Source organism: Rhodococcus sp. NPDC055024, from assembly GCF_053608585.1.
In genome coordinates, this window is record NZ_JBSGVT010000002.1 from 133,944 (window position 1) to 151,399 (window position 17,456).

17 protein-coding genes are annotated in these 17,456 nt (G+C 63.2%); 7 read left to right on the forward strand and 10 right to left on the reverse strand.

Annotated features, from left to right (window positions below):
• Positions 1 to 48: 48 nt before the first annotated feature.
• From ACWF6P_RS07115 to ACWF6P_RS07130, 4 genes are read right to left on the reverse strand one after another with little or no spacing between them, the layout of a single operon-like run.
• Positions 49 to 1,506 (reverse strand): FAD-dependent oxidoreductase, encoded by a 1,458-nt coding sequence (locus ACWF6P_RS07115; protein ID WP_378644333.1) that lies wholly within the window; start codon positions 1,504 to 1,506, stop codon positions 49 to 51.
• A complete protein-coding gene (locus tag ACWF6P_RS07120) occupies positions 1,503 to 2,285 on the reverse strand; it encodes an SDR family NAD(P)-dependent oxidoreductase (protein ID WP_452620530.1) in 783 nt (260 codons plus the stop codon). The genes ACWF6P_RS07115 and ACWF6P_RS07120 overlap by 4 nt, the downstream gene beginning before the upstream one ends.
• A complete protein-coding gene (locus ACWF6P_RS07125; RefSeq protein ID WP_452620531.1) occupies positions 2,278 to 3,114 on the reverse strand; it encodes an SDR family NAD(P)-dependent oxidoreductase in 837 nt (278 codons plus the stop codon). The genes ACWF6P_RS07120 and ACWF6P_RS07125 overlap by 8 nt, the downstream gene beginning before the upstream one ends.
• Positions 3,115 to 3,163: 49 nt before the next feature.
• Positions 3,164 to 3,613, reverse strand: coding sequence for a nuclear transport factor 2 family protein (locus ACWF6P_RS07130; RefSeq protein WP_452620532.1), 450 nt, complete (start codon positions 3,611 to 3,613; stop codon positions 3,164 to 3,166).
• A 138-nt stretch (positions 3,614 to 3,751) separates the two neighbouring features.
• Here ACWF6P_RS07130 and ACWF6P_RS07135 point away from each other — a divergent pair, with 138 nt between their 5' ends.
• The 6 genes from ACWF6P_RS07135 (at position 3,752) to ACWF6P_RS07160 (ending at position 9,237) form a co-directional block, all read left to right on the forward strand.
• Positions 3,752 to 4,474 carry an IclR family transcriptional regulator gene (locus ACWF6P_RS07135; RefSeq protein ID WP_003939719.1) on the forward strand — a complete coding sequence of 241 codons (723 nt, stop codon included), beginning with the start codon at positions 3,752 to 3,754 and terminating at the stop codon, positions 4,472 to 4,474.
• A 131-nt stretch (positions 4,475 to 4,605) separates the two neighbouring features.
• A complete protein-coding gene (locus ACWF6P_RS07140; protein WP_452620533.1) occupies positions 4,606 to 5,571 on the forward strand; it encodes a pirin family protein in 966 nt (321 codons plus the stop codon).
• A gap of 1 nt (position 5,572) precedes the next feature.
• Entirely contained in the window at positions 5,573 to 6,319 is a 747-nt protein-coding gene (locus tag ACWF6P_RS07145) for a pirin family protein (RefSeq protein WP_452620534.1), read from the forward strand.
• 114 nt (positions 6,320 to 6,433) lie between these two features.
• Positions 6,434 to 7,216, forward strand: coding sequence for a pirin family protein (locus ACWF6P_RS07150; RefSeq protein WP_452620535.1), 783 nt, complete (start codon positions 6,434 to 6,436; stop codon positions 7,214 to 7,216).
• A gap of 44 nt (positions 7,217 to 7,260) precedes the next feature.
• Positions 7,261 to 8,187: a PaaI family thioesterase gene (locus ACWF6P_RS07155; RefSeq protein WP_452620536.1), complete on the forward strand. Its 927-nt coding sequence runs from the start codon at positions 7,261 to 7,263 to the stop codon at positions 8,185 to 8,187.
• 66 nt (positions 8,188 to 8,253) lie between these two features.
• A complete protein-coding gene (locus ACWF6P_RS07160) occupies positions 8,254 to 9,237 on the forward strand; it encodes an intradiol ring-cleavage dioxygenase (RefSeq protein WP_452620537.1) in 984 nt (327 codons plus the stop codon).
• A 13-nt stretch (positions 9,238 to 9,250) separates the two neighbouring features.
• Here ACWF6P_RS07160 and ACWF6P_RS07165 read toward each other — a convergent pair whose 3' ends face one another.
• The 3 genes from ACWF6P_RS07165 to ACWF6P_RS07175 are packed head-to-tail and all read right to left on the reverse strand — an operon-like array spanning position 9,251 to position 12,529.
• Complete coding sequence (locus tag ACWF6P_RS07165) at positions 9,251 to 11,611, reverse strand: ATP-binding cassette domain-containing protein (protein WP_378644328.1); 2,361 nt, start codon at positions 11,609 to 11,611, stop codon at positions 9,251 to 9,253.
• Positions 11,612 to 11,663: 52 nt separating this feature from the next.
• Positions 11,664 to 12,074, reverse strand: coding sequence for a VOC family protein (locus tag ACWF6P_RS07170; protein WP_209909792.1), 411 nt, complete (start codon positions 12,072 to 12,074; stop codon positions 11,664 to 11,666).
• A 5-nt stretch (positions 12,075 to 12,079) separates the two neighbouring features.
• Complete coding sequence (locus ACWF6P_RS07175; RefSeq protein WP_095968571.1) at positions 12,080 to 12,529, reverse strand: helix-turn-helix transcriptional regulator; 450 nt, start codon at positions 12,527 to 12,529, stop codon at positions 12,080 to 12,082.
• Between the two features lie 113 nt (positions 12,530 to 12,642).
• Here ACWF6P_RS07175 and ACWF6P_RS07180 point away from each other — a divergent pair, with 113 nt between their 5' ends.
• Positions 12,643 to 14,601 (forward strand): M13 family metallopeptidase, encoded by a 1,959-nt coding sequence (locus tag ACWF6P_RS07180; protein WP_452620538.1) that lies wholly within the window; start codon positions 12,643 to 12,645, stop codon positions 14,599 to 14,601.
• A gap of 68 nt (positions 14,602 to 14,669) precedes the next feature.
• On the opposite strand, the gene ACWF6P_RS07185 is transcribed toward ACWF6P_RS07180, so the two are convergent.
• The 3 genes from ACWF6P_RS07185 to ACWF6P_RS07195 are packed head-to-tail and all read right to left on the reverse strand — an operon-like array spanning position 14,670 to position 17,445.
• Positions 14,670 to 14,996, reverse strand: coding sequence for a YnfA family protein (locus ACWF6P_RS07185; protein WP_029256194.1), 327 nt, complete (start codon positions 14,994 to 14,996; stop codon positions 14,670 to 14,672).
• A gap of 16 nt (positions 14,997 to 15,012) precedes the next feature.
• On the reverse strand, positions 15,013 to 16,098 hold the full coding sequence (locus ACWF6P_RS07190) for an ABC transporter ATP-binding protein (RefSeq protein ID WP_452620539.1): 1,086 nt from the start codon (positions 16,096 to 16,098) through the stop codon (positions 15,013 to 15,015).
• 15 nt (positions 16,099 to 16,113) lie between these two features.
• Positions 16,114 to 17,445 carry an ABC transporter substrate-binding protein gene (locus ACWF6P_RS07195; protein ID WP_283302725.1) on the reverse strand — a complete coding sequence of 444 codons (1,332 nt, stop codon included), beginning with the start codon at positions 17,443 to 17,445 and terminating at the stop codon, positions 16,114 to 16,116.
• Positions 17,446 to 17,456: the final 11 nt, after the last annotated feature.

Sequence of the window (17,456 nt, forward strand, 5' to 3'; positions counted from 1 at the left end):
GCCTGGATTGGATACTGACTGGATTCGGTGCCGCGCAGACGTCGGACGTCAGGTGTGCGCGATGGAATGGACCGGCACGCTCTCGGCGCTGGTCCTGGTGTAGTTCGCCGCATTACGTCCCGCTACGCGGCCCATGGTCAAAGCGTTGGCAACTGCATTGCCGCCGCCCACGTATCTCAGTCCGAGGATTCCGGCGCCCGCCTCACCGGCCGCGTACAGACCCTCGATCGGTACTCCGGTGCGCCCGAGCACGGCCGCATCCGTGTTGATCTCCATTCCCGCATGCGTACATACGAGCTCTGCCGGAAGGATTTTCGCGGCATAGAACGGTGCTGTCGCAATAGGATCCGGGTTGCCGACAGCGCCCTTGTTCCGCAACGTGCGATGGCGAAGGAAGTCGTCGTCGTGACCGCTGGGCAGTTGCTCGTTCCATCGACGCAGGGTTTGCGTCAACGTCGCAACCGGAACACCCGTTGCCACTGCGAGGTCTTCGATCGTGTCCGCACGAATCGTGCCACCGGCAACAACTTCTTCCTCGATGCGTTCGGGATTCCAATCTGCATATCCCGGAGCCAGATTCACGCGAGCGTTCTCGTCGAAGATCATCCATCCGTATCCACCCTGATGGTCGATGATGCCGGTCGAGACGGCGTACGAGCTGTCCTCGTCCATGAATCGTCGGCCGTCCTGGTTGACGTAGATCCGTGACTTCGGCGGAAAACCGGCCTGCCAGTGATGGAATCGCTGGAAGTAGACGGTGGGCAGCATCAAGCCCCAGCCGTCGCCGGCCACCGAAGCCCCGAGGTCCTCGGCAAAGCGAAGGTGATCTCCGCGGCTACCCGCCGCCGCGACGACGAACAATGCGTCCCCAGCCTTGTTCGCGTCCGGGAAGTGGCGTTCAACCAAACCCGGATCTTGCGCGAATCCACCGGAGGCAACAACGACGGCGCCCGCAGGCACCTCGATGTCGTCGGCGACAACGCCGACAACCCGACCGTCTTCCTCGATCAGCTTCTGCACCCGTGTTCCGAAGATGACCTCGATCCCGTGCTTACGACGAGCCTTGTCCAGCACCTGAATCAGTCCGTATCCCTGATCCTTGGGCACGTGGCCGCGCCAGACGTCCTCGACGCCGGCTTGGGCGAGTCCCGGCTGGTGAGCGTTACCCGAGATCGCCGCGGGAATCTCGACGCCGAGTCCGATGAGCCATTCCAGTGTTGGACCGGCGTTTTCGCAGAACGCACGAATCAATCCGGGTGAGAGCATCCACTGGTTGAGGTCCATGTAGTGCTGGAAGAACTTCTCCGCCGAATCGTCGACGCCGAGGCCGGCCTGCACGCTCGTTCCGGCGGCCGTGAAGATGCCGGCCGACAGCGCGGTGGATCCACCGAGTTCGGTTTCGGATTCGAACAGCAGAACGGATGCGCCTTCTTCAGCTGCCGACACCGCAGCGGCGAGACCTGCTCCGCCGCCACCGATGACAACGACGTCCCAGTGCTCGGTCATGAAAGTTCTCCAGTCTCCGCGATGATGCGGTGGTAAAGACCGTTCGACACCAACCCGCCGTCGACAGTGAGTTCCGTTCCGGTGGTGTAGGTCGAACTGTTCGAGAGCAGGAACAGCACTGCTTCGGTGATCTCGTCGAGAGTTCCCATGCGTCCGAAGGGAACCGACTTCAGTGACGCGGCGACGAAGTCGTTTGCGCCGCCGAGCAGCGCCGTACCGACCAGCCCCGGGTGCACCGAGTTGACGCGAATCCCCCACTGCGCGAAGTTGCCTGCGGCCGACTTCGACAGACCGGTCAGACCCCACTTGCTCGACGAGTATGCCGGAGAGAAGTATCCGATCTGACCGGCGATGGACGAGATATTGACGATCGATCCGCCGCCACTCTCTCGCATCAGCGGCGCCACCGCCTTCATACCGTAGAACGGGCCGAAGAGGTTGATCTTCATGGTCAGCTCCCAGATGTCGTTCGGGGTGTCCATGAATTCGAGCCGACGCGAGATGCCGGCGTTGTTGACCAGTCCGCCGAGTTCCCCACGGGTGGTGCGAATTTCGTCGACAACCCGGTCCCAGGCATCGGCATCGGTGACGTCGAGAAGATGAGCGGACGCTGATCCGCCGGCGGCGACAATGTCGTCGACCACGCCGGATGAATCCGAAACATCGGCAATGCAGACATGCGAACCGCGCGCGGCAAGCGTGCGCGCGTGATGCGCTCCCATCCCGGCAGCACCGCCGGTAACGAGAACGACGCCGGGATATTTCATGGACTCAGACATGCCGCGAACCACCGTCCACCGCAATGCTGTGCCCGGTGACGTAGCGCGCGCTGTCCGAGAGCAGGAACAGCAGCGGGCCGAAGACCTCTTCGGGCGAGCCCAGACGATGCAGCGGTACCGCGTCGAGTGCGTTCGCGAGCGCGATCGGATCTTCCTGGACCCACTTCGTCATCGCCGTGTCGATGTAACCGGGCGCAATGGAGTTGACCCGAATACCCTTGTCGCCGAACTCCACTGCAAGAGACTCCGTGAGGTGCGCGACGGCAGCCTTCGACGTGCAGTATGCCCCTCTCCCCTTTCGCACACGCAGCGCCGACACCGAGGACATGTTGACGATGGCGCCGCCGGGACCGAGGTGCCGCGCCGCGGCCTGAGCGCCGTAGAGCACTCCTTCGACATTGACGCTCAACGTAGCCCCGATCTGTTCCGGGGTGATCTCCTCGGCCAGTGCGAACGGGAAGATTCCCGCATTGTTGATCCAGAAATCAACCCGGCCGAACTCCTTCAGTGCCAACTGGGCAAGCAACTCGTGCTCGTCCGGCTTGGTGACGTCGACCCGGGCTCCGACGACGCGACCCGGCTTGTCCGCCAGTGCATTCGACTCCAGGTTCGTGTTGATTCGCGTGGCCGTGGCGAGCATCTGCTCTTCGTTGATGTCGGCGCCGACGACATGTACGCCGCGTGTTGCCAGTCCTTCGGCGAACGTCGCACCCATTCCCTGGGCCGCGCCGGTCACCACTGCGACCTTGCCTGCCAACTCCGGGTATACCGCCGACATCTGCGTCACTACGGTGCGGCCCGGGTTCGTCTGGTCAGAGCTTTCGGTCATGATGAACTTCTCCTACTGAATATTGTTGTGCAAGAAACATTTCGGTACTTCAAGCGTGTTCGGACGCTCGGGGCGCGTCGTCACGGAAGACGGTGCGGCGGGCGATTTTCCACTCCGCACCGACCCGAACCACACGATCAGCGACAGTCGTCATCCGCACCAGTCGCGACTCGCCGCCGCGAGCGGTGGCAACGATCTGCAGGTACCCGCGCACTGCCAGAGCACTCTCGTCCACCGCCTCGACGACGACATTGGTCAGAACGTGACGATGCACCTCGTCGGCAGCTTCCGCCGCAGCGTAGAAGCGAGCAGCAAAAGCCGCAAGGTCGTCGAAACCGACCACGGGTTCCGGATAACTGGGGGAATGAAACTCACCGCCTTCGGTGAATGTCTGCGCCCAATCCTGCTGGCGCCCAGAGTCTATGCAATGACTCTGGTGGCCGTACAGCTGATGGATTGCGACAACGTCCTCCGTTGCCACGACGCGGTAGTTGCTCATGAAGGTTCTCTCCGAACACGCTGCGCTGCATCCACCCGAAGGTTGTGCAGCTTCGTAAAGTGTGCGATAATCGCACACACTGTGCGATATGTTCAAAGCGTAGGTGGCATACCTCACAAACGTCAAGAAAGGGATTTGATGTCAGAGCTGAGCGAGGAACACCGACCGCGCAAAAGTGCAGTTCAAGTGGACTCGAGCATGTCGAAAACGCTGCACCACGGACTCGAGATCTTGGAACTCCTGACGTCCTATCCGCACGGCTTGTCGGTCACCGACATCGCCGACGGCGTGGGAGTCCACCGAACCGTCGCACATCGGTTGATCCGCACGCTCGAGGCTCATCACCTGTGCCGCAAGGACTCCTTCAAGCGTGTCACTCTCGGCGCCGGCCTGGTCACCCTCGCCGAACCGGTGGAACAGGATTTGCGCACTCTCGCTCGCCCGATACTTCAAGAACTCGCCGAGGCCACCGAGGCGACAGCGCACCTGGTGGTCCGCGAGAGCGACACCGAAGTGCGCGCGCTGATGGTGGTCGAACCGCGCAGCGCCAAGGTTCACGTCGCGTTTCACCCAGGGCAGGTCGATCCGATCGACCGCGGCTCCGCCGGGCTCTCCATCCTTGCCTCACTCCCGCCGACGAGCGGGGAACGAGAGGAAGTGACGGCGGCACGCGCACGCGGCTACGCAGTGACCGTCGGCGAGGTCATCCCGTCCGTCCTGGGAATCTCGGCGGTGATCCCCGGCCGACGCCGCGACGCCATCTCCAGCCTCGGAATTTCCGTCTTCGACTCCGAGGACCAAGCAGCGCTGGGCGCCGAGGTCATGGCAGCTGCAAAGACCCTAGGCAGCATGTTGCGCTGATCCAGACGACAGGCTGATCCGAACACCAGTCGAGCCGCGGGAATACCCGGGGCTCGACTTTGTTGACTCCTGATGAGATAGTTGAACAATCAACTACCTGACATCAGCTTCACGGATACAAGGAGTACGACATGCCTGCTGTGACAGTCGAGAACATCTTGGCCCTGCCCCGTCTCGACGAGCCGGCAGAGTCAGCAGTCGACCGCCCCGTCAAGAGCATCACCACCGCACCGGTCGGATACGAAGGTGAAGGCTTTCCCGTTCACCGCGCCTTCGCTGGCATCGACCTCTCCGCCCTCGATCCCTTCATCCACATGGACCAGATGGGTGAGGTCAACTACGCACCCGGCGAACCCAAGGGCACACCGTGGCACCCGCACCGCGGATTCGAAACCGTGACCTACATGATCGACGGCATCATGGAGCACCAGGACTCCAACGGCGGCGGCGGCATTATCGGCGGCGGCGACACCCAGTGGATGACAGCAGGTGGCGGCATCCTCCACATCGAAACTCCGCCGGAACACCTCGTCGTCAGCGGCGGCCTGTTCCACGGTGTCCAACTGTGGGTCAACCTGCCCCGCGACAACAAGATGGCAGCGCCGCGGTACCAGGACATCACCGGTAACAAGGTGGCGCTGCTCTCCTCCCCCGACGGCGGAGCCTTGGTACGCGTCATCGCCGGAGACATCGCCGGCCACGCCGGACCCGGTTCGACGTACACACCCATCGCGCTCTCCCACACGACTGTGGCCCCGGGTGCGAGCCTGACGCTACCGTGGAATCCCGAGTTCAACGCGATCGTCTACGTCCTCGCCGGTGAAGGCGCGGTCGGGGCCGAGCGTCGGCCCATTCGTGTCGGACAGACAGCTGTCTTCGGACGTGGTGACTCCATCACCGTCGCCGCTTCCGATCGCCAGGATTCACGGACCGAATCCCTCGAGGTCTTCATCCTCGGCGGCAAGCCGATCCGCGAACCCATCGCGATGGCCGGGCCCTTCGTCATGAACACCAAGTCCGAGGTCATGCAGGCTTTCGAGGACTTCCAGGCCGGACGCCTGGGATCCATCCCGGCGGCACACGAGACGCTGAGCTGACATGTCGTCGATAGTCGTCCAACGAGCTGACGAACGTGCGCATCTCAACTACGGCTGGCTCACGGCGCGTCACAGTTTCCCCTTCGCCGGAAACTTCGATCACGCCGCGTACGCGCACGGACTTCTGTTGGTGAACAACGACGACATCATCGAAGCCGACTACGGTTTCGACACTCATCAGCACCGCGACACCGAGATCGTGACGTGGGTGCTCAGCGGATCCCTGGTTCACCAGGATTCCGCTGGGCACTCCGGAGTCATCCATCGAGGCCTCGCGCAAAGAATGAGCGCCGGTACCGGAATCCTGCACTCCGAACGCAACGACCGCTGGCGCGCCGACGGCTCACGTGTCACCGAACCCGTTCACCTCGTTCAGATGTGGATACCGCCGGACGAATCCGGAGTGACTCCGAGTTATCAAGAACTCGACATCAACACCGAGCTCGACGCCGGTGGCCTGATCACCCTGGCGTCGGGGATGCCCGCGCATCGTGATCACAGCGCGATAAGCCTGCACAACAAACATGCGGCCCTTCATGTTGCACGCCTAGAGACCGGCGGGTCGGTATTCCTGCCGGACGCACCGTACGTGCACGGCTTCATTGCCAGTGGCACTGTCGACGTCGAGGGAGTCGGATTGCTCGGTCCGGGAGATTCGTTGCGTCTCAAGGATACTGGTGGTCAACGAGTCGAGGGGATCGACGATGCGGAGATACTCGTGTGGGAGATGCACGCGTCGACGAACTGACGACACCACCGAGTACGCCCAATGCTCGGACTACACAGCAGGTTCGTCGTAGGGTGGATTCCGGTAGTGGTGGATCCGGCAGTGATGGATCCCGGTGGCACAGAAGGAGGAGCCATGGCATCTGGTCGAGCACAGGCCCCACGGACGACACCGCACATCGATGTGCACCGCTCCGGTGATCGCTTGAAATCCCGCGTCTCCTGGCTGGATTCGAAACATTCGTTCTCGTTCGGACAGCACTACGACCCCGACAACACCCATCACGGATTGCTGCTCGTCAACAACGACGACACCGTACTGGCGGGAACCGGTTTCGACACCCATCCGCACAAGGACATGGAAATCGTGACCTGGGTGCTTCGCGGTTCGCTCGTGCACCAGGATTCCATCGGTCACACCGGCGTCATCTATCCGGGACTCGCCCAGCGCATGAGCGCCGGTACCGGAATCATGCACAGTGAGAAGAACGATTCGTGGCGTATTGGCGGCGAACAGCATTCCGACCCCGTGCATTTCATCCAGATGTGGGTGGTCCCGGACGAAGGTGGACTCACTCCCGGGTACGAACAACTCGAGATCGACGACGAGTTGCTGCGCGGCGGTCTGATCCCGGTTGCCTCCGGAATGGGCCGCTACAAGGATCATTCGGCGATTCGCATCAACAACAAGAACGCCGCCATGCACGTCGCGCGCATTCTGCCCGGCACCTCGGTACCTCTTCCCAGCGCACCGTTCCTGCACGTCTTCGTCGCGCAGGGTACTGCCGAGATGGAGGGCGTCGGCACACTGTACGAGGGTGATGCCGTCCGGTTGAGCGATTCGGGTGGGCAGCAACTGACCTCCGACGCCGGGGCCGAAGTCCTCGTCTGGGAGATGCATTCACGTGTCGGTGGTTGAGACCCGGTCTCGGCAAGACTGGGTGCGCTGGAGATACTCGACGCATGAGCATCGACAACTCCGCCGCGCCCGTCAAGAAACTTGACCCACTCAACACGTTGATGGGTGTGCGCGCCGTGTCGGTCGTGCCCGGGGACCTGGCCTTCGCGCAGGCCGTCGGCGAGCGATTCCACGATCACCGTGGCAAGACCGTGCTCGGTTCCATCGGAGTCATGATCGACGGTGCCATGGGCGGCGCGGTGTACTCGGGACTGACCTCGGGCCATCAGTCCGTGCTCGCGCAGGTCACAGTCAGTGCGGGCGCCGACATCCCCGCTGTCGCAGACGTCGGCGCCACCGGCACACTCGTGCATCTCGACGACGGCGTCGGGCTCGCGTCCGGTCAACTTCGCGACGAGAACGGCTCGCTCCTGGCGGTGATGGCCGGCCGCGCCATGGTGGTCTCGCGTCCTCCCGTCGTGGGAATCGACGACTACGTGGAGGGTGAGCCGCTGCCCGTCCCGACGCCGGAGAAGACAAGCAACCTGAGCGGGTTGTCCGGGTCCGACGTCGTCGAAGGAATCCGCGACGGCGAACTCGAACGCGGTCCGCTCGCCGGGCTCCTCGATCTTGCGGTCGTCGACGTGACCCCGGGTTCCGTCGTGGGCGAGTTCGCCCCGGTCGCCTGGATGGCCAACCCGTTGGGCGCCGTTCAGGGAGGTGTCCTCATCTCAGCGGTCGATGCCATCACCGGTTTGGCAGCGCAGACGCTGACCAGCGTCGATCAGGACTATCGCGTCCTAGACCACAAGATCGACTTCCTGCGCTCCCCCGACATCGGTGGGCCGATCATGCGCGCCGAGGCCGTCGTGATTCGTGCCGGGCGCAGGCTCGCACTGATCGAAACTCGCATCGTCGACGCCGGCGGACAGGTCTACGTACGGGCCACCTCGAGCATTCAGATGCTCTCCCAGCAAGTTCACAGCGGATAACCAGTTCCGCACCAGGTCGCCCGTCCACCATTGAGACAACAGCCCACACAATGGAGGTACAGCGGCGTGAACAAAGACATCGAAGCAAGCCGGCTACGCGTGAGCCGTCGACGGGCCCTCGCACTCGGCGGAACCATCAGCCTGGGCGGGCTCATCGCAGCCTGTTCCGGCAACAGTGGCACTTCCACGACTACGTCGGCTGCGGCTGCATCGACGACAACAGCTTCCGGCACTTCCGCTGCGGCCACGTCCGGCGATGCCGTGACCGCACTTCTGGCCAAGGCACCGCAGTGCGCCATGAGTAAGGAAGAGACACAGGGCCCCTACTGGTTCGACGTCGACTCCATTCGCGGCGACATCCGCGAAGACCGTCCGGGCACCACGCTGCAGGTGGCGATGCGTGTGCAGGACAACAGCCAGTGCAACGCCGACGGCAGTATCGGCGCGGTCGGTAACGCCGTCGTCGAGATCTGGCACTGCGACGCCGGCGGCGTGTACTCCGGTTTCGAATCCGGCTCCCTGAGCGCCAACGGCGGCGGTGGCGGCGGAACTCCCCCGGCCGGCGGAATGGGGGAACCTCCGTCAGGGGCACCCGGCGGCGGAATGGGGGAACCTCCGTCAGGCGCACCCGGCGGGATGGGCGGCGACATGGGTGGTTCCGGTGAGACGTCGGACGGTTCGTACAGCGTCGGCGACACCGAAGCCACCACCACCGACGACGGCACCTACCTACGCGGGGCCCAGACCACCGATGCAAACGGCATCGCGCAGTTCACCACGATCTTCCCCGGCTGGTACATGGGCCGCACGACGCACATCCACGTCAAGGTGCACATCGACAAGAAAACGGTCCTCACGTCGCAGACCTTCTTCGACGAGACGCTCCTCGACGAGGTGTACTCACAGTCCCCGTACAGCGAGCACACCGGTCGTGAGAACAACACGAACAACGCCAGTGACGGCATCTACGACGACACCGGCCTCATGACCGTCGAAAAGCAGTCGGACGGTTCCTACCTCGCCGTCATCAACCTGGGTATCGACGCCTGAGGGAGGAGCCAGGTCAGCCGCCGACGTATGCCGCGAGGTGCTTTCCGGTGAGGGTGGAGCCGTCGGCGACCAGTTCCTCGGGAGTGCCCTCGAAGACGATCCGACCGCCGTCGTGACCGGCACCAGGGCCGAGGTCGATGATCCAGTCGGCGTGCGCCATCACCGCTTGGTGGTGCTCGATGACGATGACTGACTTGCCGGAATCGACGAGTCGATCGAGCAGGCCGAGCAACTGCTCGACATCGGCCAGGTGCAGTCCGGTGGTCGGCTCGTCGAGAACGTACACGCCGCCCTTCTCGCCCAGGTGCGTTGCCAGCTTGATGCGCTGACGCTCACCGCCCGACAGCGTCGTCAGCGGCTGGCCGATCGTGAGGTATCCGAGCCCCACATCGACCAGTCGGACAAGGATCTTGTGCGCAGCGAGGGTCTTGGCCTCACCGTCGCCGAAGAACTCCTCGGCCTCGGCTACCGACATCGTGAGAACCTCGTTGATGTCCTTGCCACCGAATTTGTATTCGAGTACCTCGGCTTGGAAGCGCTTGCCCTCGCACTCCTCGCAGAGAGTGGCAACGCCGGCCATCATCGCCAGGTCGCTGTAGATGACGCCGTTGCCGTTGCACGTCGGGCAGGCGCCCTCGGAGTTGGCACTGAACAGCGCCGGCTTCACGCCGTTGGCCTTCGCGAATGCCTTGCGGATCGGGTCGAGCAGCCCGGTGTACGTTGCCGGGTTGCTCCGACGCGAGCCACGGATCGCGCTCTGATCGACCGACACCACATCTTCGCGTTTCGCGAGCGAGCCGTGGATCAGCGAACTCTTGCCCGACCCCGCGACACCGGTGACCACGACCAGTACGCCCAGCGGTACGTCGACGTCGACATCCTGCAAGTTGTGCGAGTTCGCTCCACGAATCTCGATTGCGTCAGTGGACTCGCGCACGGTCTCCTTGATTGCGGCCCGGTCGTCGAAGTGACGGCCGGTGACGGTGTCGCTGGCACGCAAACCGTCGACGGTGCCCTCGAAGCAGACGTTTCCGCCCGCGCTACCCGCGCCCGGACCGAGGTCGACGATGTGGTCGGCGATCACGATCGTCTCCGGCTTGTGCTCGACGACGAGCACCGTGTTGCCCTTGTCCCGCAGACGCAGCAGTAGGTCGTTCATCCTCGCGATGTCGTGCGGATGCAGGCCGGTGGTGGGCTCGTCGAATACATACGTGATGTCGGTGAGCGAGGAACCCAGGTGACGAATCATCTTGGTGCGCTGAGCTTCACCGCCGGAGAGGGTTCCCGACGGCCGATCGAGGCTGAGGTAGCCGAGTCCGATCTCCACGAACGAGTCGAGCGTTTCACCGAGCGTCGTGAGCAACGGCGCGACCGACGGTTCCTTCAGTCCGCTGACCCATTCCGCGAGATCGCTGATCTGCATCGAGCAGGCGTCGGCGATGTTGACGCCCTTGATCTTCGACGACCGCGCCCCCTCGCTCAGTCGCGTGCCGTCGCATTCGGGGCAGGTGGTGAACGTGATCGCCCGCTCGACGAAAGCCCGGATGTGGGGCTGCATCGCGTCGACGTCCTTGGCCAGGAACGACTTCTGAATCTGCGGAATCAGACCCGTGTACGTCAGGTTGATTCCTTCGACCTTGATCTTGGTCGGCTCTTTGTAGAGAAGGTCGTTCAGTTCTTTCTTCGTGTACTTCTTGATCGGCTTGTCGGGATCGAAGAAACCGCAGCCGCGATAGATCCGGCCGTACCAACCCTCCATGCTGTAACCGGGGACCGTGATCGCACTCTCGTTGAGCGACTTGGTGTCGTCGTACAGCGCGGTCAGATCGAAATCGTTGACCGCCCCCCGTCCCTCACACCGCGGGCACATGCCGCCGGTGATCTTGAAGCTGCGACGCTCTTTCGTCTGGCGGCCACCACGTTCCATGGTGACCGCGCCCGCACCGGAGACGGAGGCGACGTTGAACGAAAACGCCTGGGGCGAACCGATGTGAGGCTTTCCGAGACGGCTGAACAGGATGCGAAGCATCGCGTTGGCGTCGGTTGCAGTTCCGACGGTCGAACGAGGGTCGACGCCCATCCGCTGCTGATCGACGATGATCGCGGTGGTCAGGCCGTCGAGAACGTCGACGTCCGGCCGCGCGAGTGTCGGCATGAATCCTTGAACGAAAGCGCTGTAGGTCTCGTTGATCATCCGCTGCGATTCCGCGGCGATCGTACTGAACACCAGCGAACTCTTCCCCGAACCGGAGACGCCGGTGAAGACCGTCAGCCTCCGCTTCGGGATCTCGACACTGATGTCTTCGAGATTGTTCACCCGCGCACCTTGCACGCGGATCAAATCGTGGCTGTCTGCAGTGTGCAGGGCAGTCATCGTGTCTCCATCTGTCAGTCGATCGCCGACGGTCTCAGCGCAGTTGACGGTCTCAGCGCAGTTCTTGGATACGGATCAGGTTTCCCGCTGGGTCGCGGACGGCGCAATCGCGAACGCCGTAGGGCTGCTCGGTCGGTTCCTGGACGACGTCGATGTCGCCGGCCTGAAGCCGCTCGAACGTGTCGTCCAGATCTTTGGTGGCCAGGAGAAGTCCGCCGTAGGTGCCCTTGGCCATCATCTCGATGATGGTGCGGCGCTCCTCGTCGGTGATGCCGGGATCGACGGCCGGCGGATGCAACACGATGGAGGTGCCGGGCTGGCCGGGCGGCCCCACGGTGATCCAACGCATCCCGTCGTAACCGACGTCGTTGCGAACCTCGAAGCCGAGCGTGTCGCGATAGAAGTTCAGGGCGGCATCAGGGTCGTCCTGCGGAAGGAAACTCGAGTGAATGGTGATGTCCATGGCGATCACGTTAATTGCGGTTGTGGGGTCTGCGCTTCTCGATTCCTGATCGGTCTGGTGACTTGTTTCGACACACAGGACGGCATTCCGGCCGTCGACTGCTCGGCCTCGCGCCGATAGACACTGGGCGGAACCCCCACCAATTCGGTGAACTTACTGCTGAAAGTGCCGAGAGAGCTGCAACCGACCTCGAAGCAGACGTCCGTGACACTGAGGTCTCCGCGCCGCAGCAACGCCATCGCTCGCTCGATTCGCCTCGTCATCAAGTAGGCGTACGGAGGTTCGCCGTACGCCTGGCGGAATTGACGACTGAGATGCCCCGCAGACATGTTCACTCCCCGCGCGAGCGCCTCCACGTCCAGAGGCCGTGCGTACTCGCGGTCGATACGGTCACGAACGCGTCGTAGTCGCGCGAGGTCCTGCAGGTGCGGATCTGCGGCAGGTCTGCTGGTCACGTAATCGATCGTGCCACGCCATACCGACGTTGCCCAGCGCAATAGTTGAACTGGGGCTCGGAGCGATCATGCACACACCGAGCAGTTCGTCATGATCGTGTAAGGATGGAGAAATGACCACGGCTCATCGCTCAGGCATCGACCTCACCCACCTCGACGGCGACACACGGGCGCAGGACGATCTGTTCGTCCACGTCAACGGAAAATGGCTCGCCGAATACGAGATTCCGGCAGACCGCGCCGTCGACGGGGCGTTCCGCACGCTCTACGACAAGGCCGAAGAAGACGTACAGACCATCATCACCGAAGCCGCGGAGTCCAACTCCGCCGCCGGTACCGATGCTCAGCGCATCGGTGACCTGTACTCGAGCTTCATGGACGCCGACGCTGTGGAAGCTGCAGGCCTCAGCCCCATCGACGACGAGCTCGACGCCGTCGCCGATGCGCCGGACCGGTCGTCGTTGGCCACCGTGATCGGACGCCACCAGCGCGTCGGCGTCGGTGGCGCCATCTCTCACTACGTCGACACCGACGCCAAGAACTCCGAGCGATACCTGATTCACTTCAGCCAGTCGGGCATCAGCCTGCCCGACGAGTCGTACTACCGCGAGGACAATTACGCGGAAATCCGCGAGAAGTACGTCGCGCACATCGACAAGATGTTCGCCCTCGCCGGCGTCGGGTACGACGCACAGCGTGTGTTCGAACTCGAGAAGAAGATCGCGGCCGGGCACTGGGACGTCGTCAAGCGTCGTGACGCAGATCTGAGCTACAACCTCGTGGGCTTCGAGGAACTGACCGAGCAGAACCCCGGGCTGGACTGGGCCGCGTGGCTGTCGGGTCTCGGCGCCGATTCGGAGAAGTTCGCCGAGATCGTCGTCCGTCAGCCGGACTTCCTGCACACCTTCACCGCACTCTGGGCGTCGGAGTCACTCGACGACTGGAAGGCATGGGCGGCGTGGAAGGTGCTTCATGCCCGCTCCCCTTACCTGCATTCGGCCCTGGTCGACGAAACCTTTGCGTTCTACGGCACCACGCTGTCCGGGACCGAAGAAAACCGTGAGCGCTGGAAGCGCGGGGTCAGCCTGGTTCAGGATCTGCTCGGAGAGGCCGTCGGCAAGCTCTACGTCGATCGGCACTTCCCCGCAGAGGCCAAGACCCGGATGCTGGAACTGGTCGCAAACCTGCAGGAGGCGTACCGCCGCAACATCTCCGACCTCGAGTGGATGAGCCCGCAGACGCGTGAGGCCGCATTGGCCAAGCTCGAGAAGTTCACTCCGAAGATCGGTTACCCCGACAAGTGGCGGGACTACGCCGGTCTCGAGATCTCGGCTACCGACCTGGTGGGCAACTACCGTCGTGGATACGCCGCCGAGTACGACCGTGACCTGGCCAAGCTTGGCGGCCCCGTCGACCGTGACGAGTGGTTCATGACGCCGCAGACCGTCAACGCCTACTACAACCCGGGCATGAACGAAATCGTGTTCCCCGCAGCCATTCTCCAGCCGCCGTTCTTCGACGCGGCAGCCGACGACGCTGCCAACTACGGCGGCATCGGCGCAGTCATCGGACACGAGATCGGTCACGGCTTCGACGATCAGGGCGCGAAGTACGACGGCGACGGCAACATGGTCGACTGGTGGACCGACGAGGATCGCAGCGAATTCGGCAAGCGCACAAAGGCTCTCATCGAGCAGTACAACGAATTCGAGCCGAAGGAACTGCCAGGCCACCACGTCAACGGCGAGTTCACGATCGGCGAGAACATCGGCGACCTCGGCGGACTGTCGATCGCGATCGCGGCGTACAAGATCGCAACCGAAGGCACCGAACCGCCGGTCATCGACGGACTCACCGGCTTGCAGCGCGTGTTCTTCGGGTGGGCGCAGGTGTGGCGCACGAAGGCTCGGGAGGCCGAAGCGCTTCGCCGCCTGGCCGTCGACCCGCACTCGCCGCCGGAGTTCCGGTGCAACGGCGTCGTCCGCAACCTCGACACGTTCCACGAGGAGTTCGACGTCAAGCCCGGTGACGCACTGTATTTGGAACCGGAGAAGCGTGTGAAGATCTGGTAAGTGGGGCAAGCCCCTGTGCGCGCTTAAGGACCCTCTGGACTCTCTGAGCGCGCACGGGGCCGAAGGCCTTACCGGGCGTACATGATCACCCCGACACCGACCAGACAGATCAGCGCACCGACGATGTCGAAGCGATCCGGGCGAAATCCGTCCATCACCACCGCCCAGAGCAGCGACCCCGCAACGAAGATGCCGCCGTACGCGGCGAGGATACGGCCGAAGTTGGCATCAGGTTGCATGGTCGCGACCAGGCCGTAGAGGCCGAGCGAGATGACGCCTAGCCCTACCCAGATCCAACCCTTGTGCTCGCGAATTCCCTGCCACACCAACCACGCGCCCCCGATTTCGAGCAGCGCGGCGAGAACGAACAACAGCAGCGAACGCGCGACGGTCATGCCGCACACAGTATCGCTACAGACGGACCCCGGTCTCCGCGGAGAAGAAGTACACCTCACCTGATTTGGGCAGCAGGTGAAGCGACTCCCCTGGTGTCACGGACATCTTCCGGTCGACGCGAATGACAATCCGTCCGGATCGACTCTGCCACTGGCAATCCGGAGCGCCCTTCGCGTACACGAACGATTCGGCGCCCAACTCTTCGAGCAGGTCGGCATCCACGGCCAGCGAGCCCTTTCGCCACGCTCCCACCAGATCCCACGACTCCGGGCGAACTCCCACGACGACCCGTTCCCGCTCGGACGCCCCGGTGGGCAGCGGTATCCGTAGATCACCGACCACTGCGACGGTGCCCTCGACCGGCGCTTCGATCAAGTTCATGCCCGGCGACCCGATGAAGGCGGCCACAAAAGTGTTGACGGGGTTGTCGTAGAGTTCGCGCGGCTTCGCCACCTGCTGCAAGCGACCGTCCAGCATGACCGCCACCCGGTCTCCCATCGTCATCGCTTCCACCTGATCGTGGGTGACGTAGACCGTTGTGGTGCCGAGCCGACGTTGCAGGGCGGCGATCTGTGACCGCGTACTGACGCGCAGTTTGGCGTCCAGATTACTGAGCGGTTCGTCCATGCAGAACACCTTGGGATGGCGAACGATGGCTCTACCCATGGCAACTCGCTGACGTTGCCCGCCCGACAGCTTTGCCGGCTTACGCCCGAGCAAGGGTTCGAGTTCGAGCATCCGCGCGGCCTCGAGTACCCGCTCCCGGCGCTCCGTCTTTCCCACTCCGGCATTCTGGAGCGCGAAACCCATGTTCTGTTCGACGGTCATGTTCGGGTACAGCGCGTAACTCTGAAACACCATGGCGACGTCACGTGCTCGCGGAGCGAGGTGCGTGACGTCCGTGCCGCCGATCTCGATCCGGCCGTCCGACGCGGATTCGAGACCGGCGAGCATTCGCAGGCTGGTGGACTTACCGCAACCGGAAGGTCCTACGAGTACCAGGAACTCACCGTCGGCGATGTCGAGATCGAGACGGTCGACTGCCGGTCGATCGGTTCCTTCGTAGCGGTGCGTTACTCCCGCGAATTGCACGTTGGCCATGAGTGTTCTCTCCTACTACTTCGGCAGCTTGGGGGTGATCTGCCGGTCGATGATCTGCTGCAGCTGGGTCGCGACGCCAGCGAATGTCGATGCGACGTCGGCCTTCTGGAGAGCGATCTGCTCGAGTCCGGTACCGATGATCTGATCTCCACCCGGCACGAACACGCGTGCGTAGTCCTGCGAGCGCGTGCGCGCAAGCTGATCCACTGCGGTTCGGGAGTTGGGGTTCGCGTCGAGGAATGCCTTCATGCTCGGCTCCGAGGTTGCCGACTTGCGGACCGGCATGTAGCCGACGTTCTGCGAGAAGTACGCCGTGTTCTCACCATTGGTGATGAAGTCGATGAACTTGAGCGCGTTCTTCTTACGCTGATCGGAGATCTTCGACGGGATGGCGAGCCCGGCGCCGCCGGTGGGGCAACCGGGAGTTCCGTCCACCGCGGGGAGGAAAGCGGTACCGAAGTCGAAGTTCGCAGTCTTCTTGATGCCGGACAGATCACCCGTCGACGCAATGGTCGACGCCAGAATGCCGGTACCGAATTCGTTGGCGATGTCGGTGGAGACCGCGGCGTACTTCTTGTCGTGAATCATGCTGGAGAGGAACTGCCCTGCGGCAATGGTCTTCTCGTTGTCGAGCTGCAGATTCCACTGGTCGGAGTACGATCCGCCGAACGTCCAGATGGGGCCTTCGTAGGTCCAGCCGAGGTAATCCTTCGCGTTGCCCCACCCGTGTGCCAACTTGCCGTTGCCCACGACCTTCTGCAGCTCAGGTCCCCACTCGTCGAACTCCTGCCACGTCGCGGGCCCACGGTCGGGAAGGCCGGCCTGCGACCAGACCGCCTTGTTGTAGTAGAACAACGGCGTCGACCGAGCGTAGGGAAGCGCATAGTGCTTACCCTGGAAAAGGTAGTCGGCGAGCAGCGAATCGACGTAGTCGGCCGAGTCGACGCCCACCTCGGAGAAGAGTCCGTCGAGCGGCTCGATTGCCCCGGCCAGTGCATAGTTGAACCACCAGACATCCGACAGCACAACCACATCGGGAACATCTCCGCCGGAGAGTGCAGCGTTGAACTTCTGTGCCACCTCTTCGTAGTTCTTGCCACCGTCCACCAAGTTGACCTTCAGGTCCGGGTACTTGGTCTGGAAGCGGTTGATCAGTTCCTTCTCCACGTCGGTGGACTTACCCGGGTGGTTCGACCAGAAGGTGATGGTGTTGGAATCACCCGCAGCACCGGATGTTCCCGCAGCATCAGCGCTCGACCCGCCGGAACCCGCGCACGCGGTCAGTGCGGCGCCGGCGGCGATTGCTCCGCCGAGGCTCAAGAAACCACGCCTGTTCATGTTTGCCATTGCTGCACCTC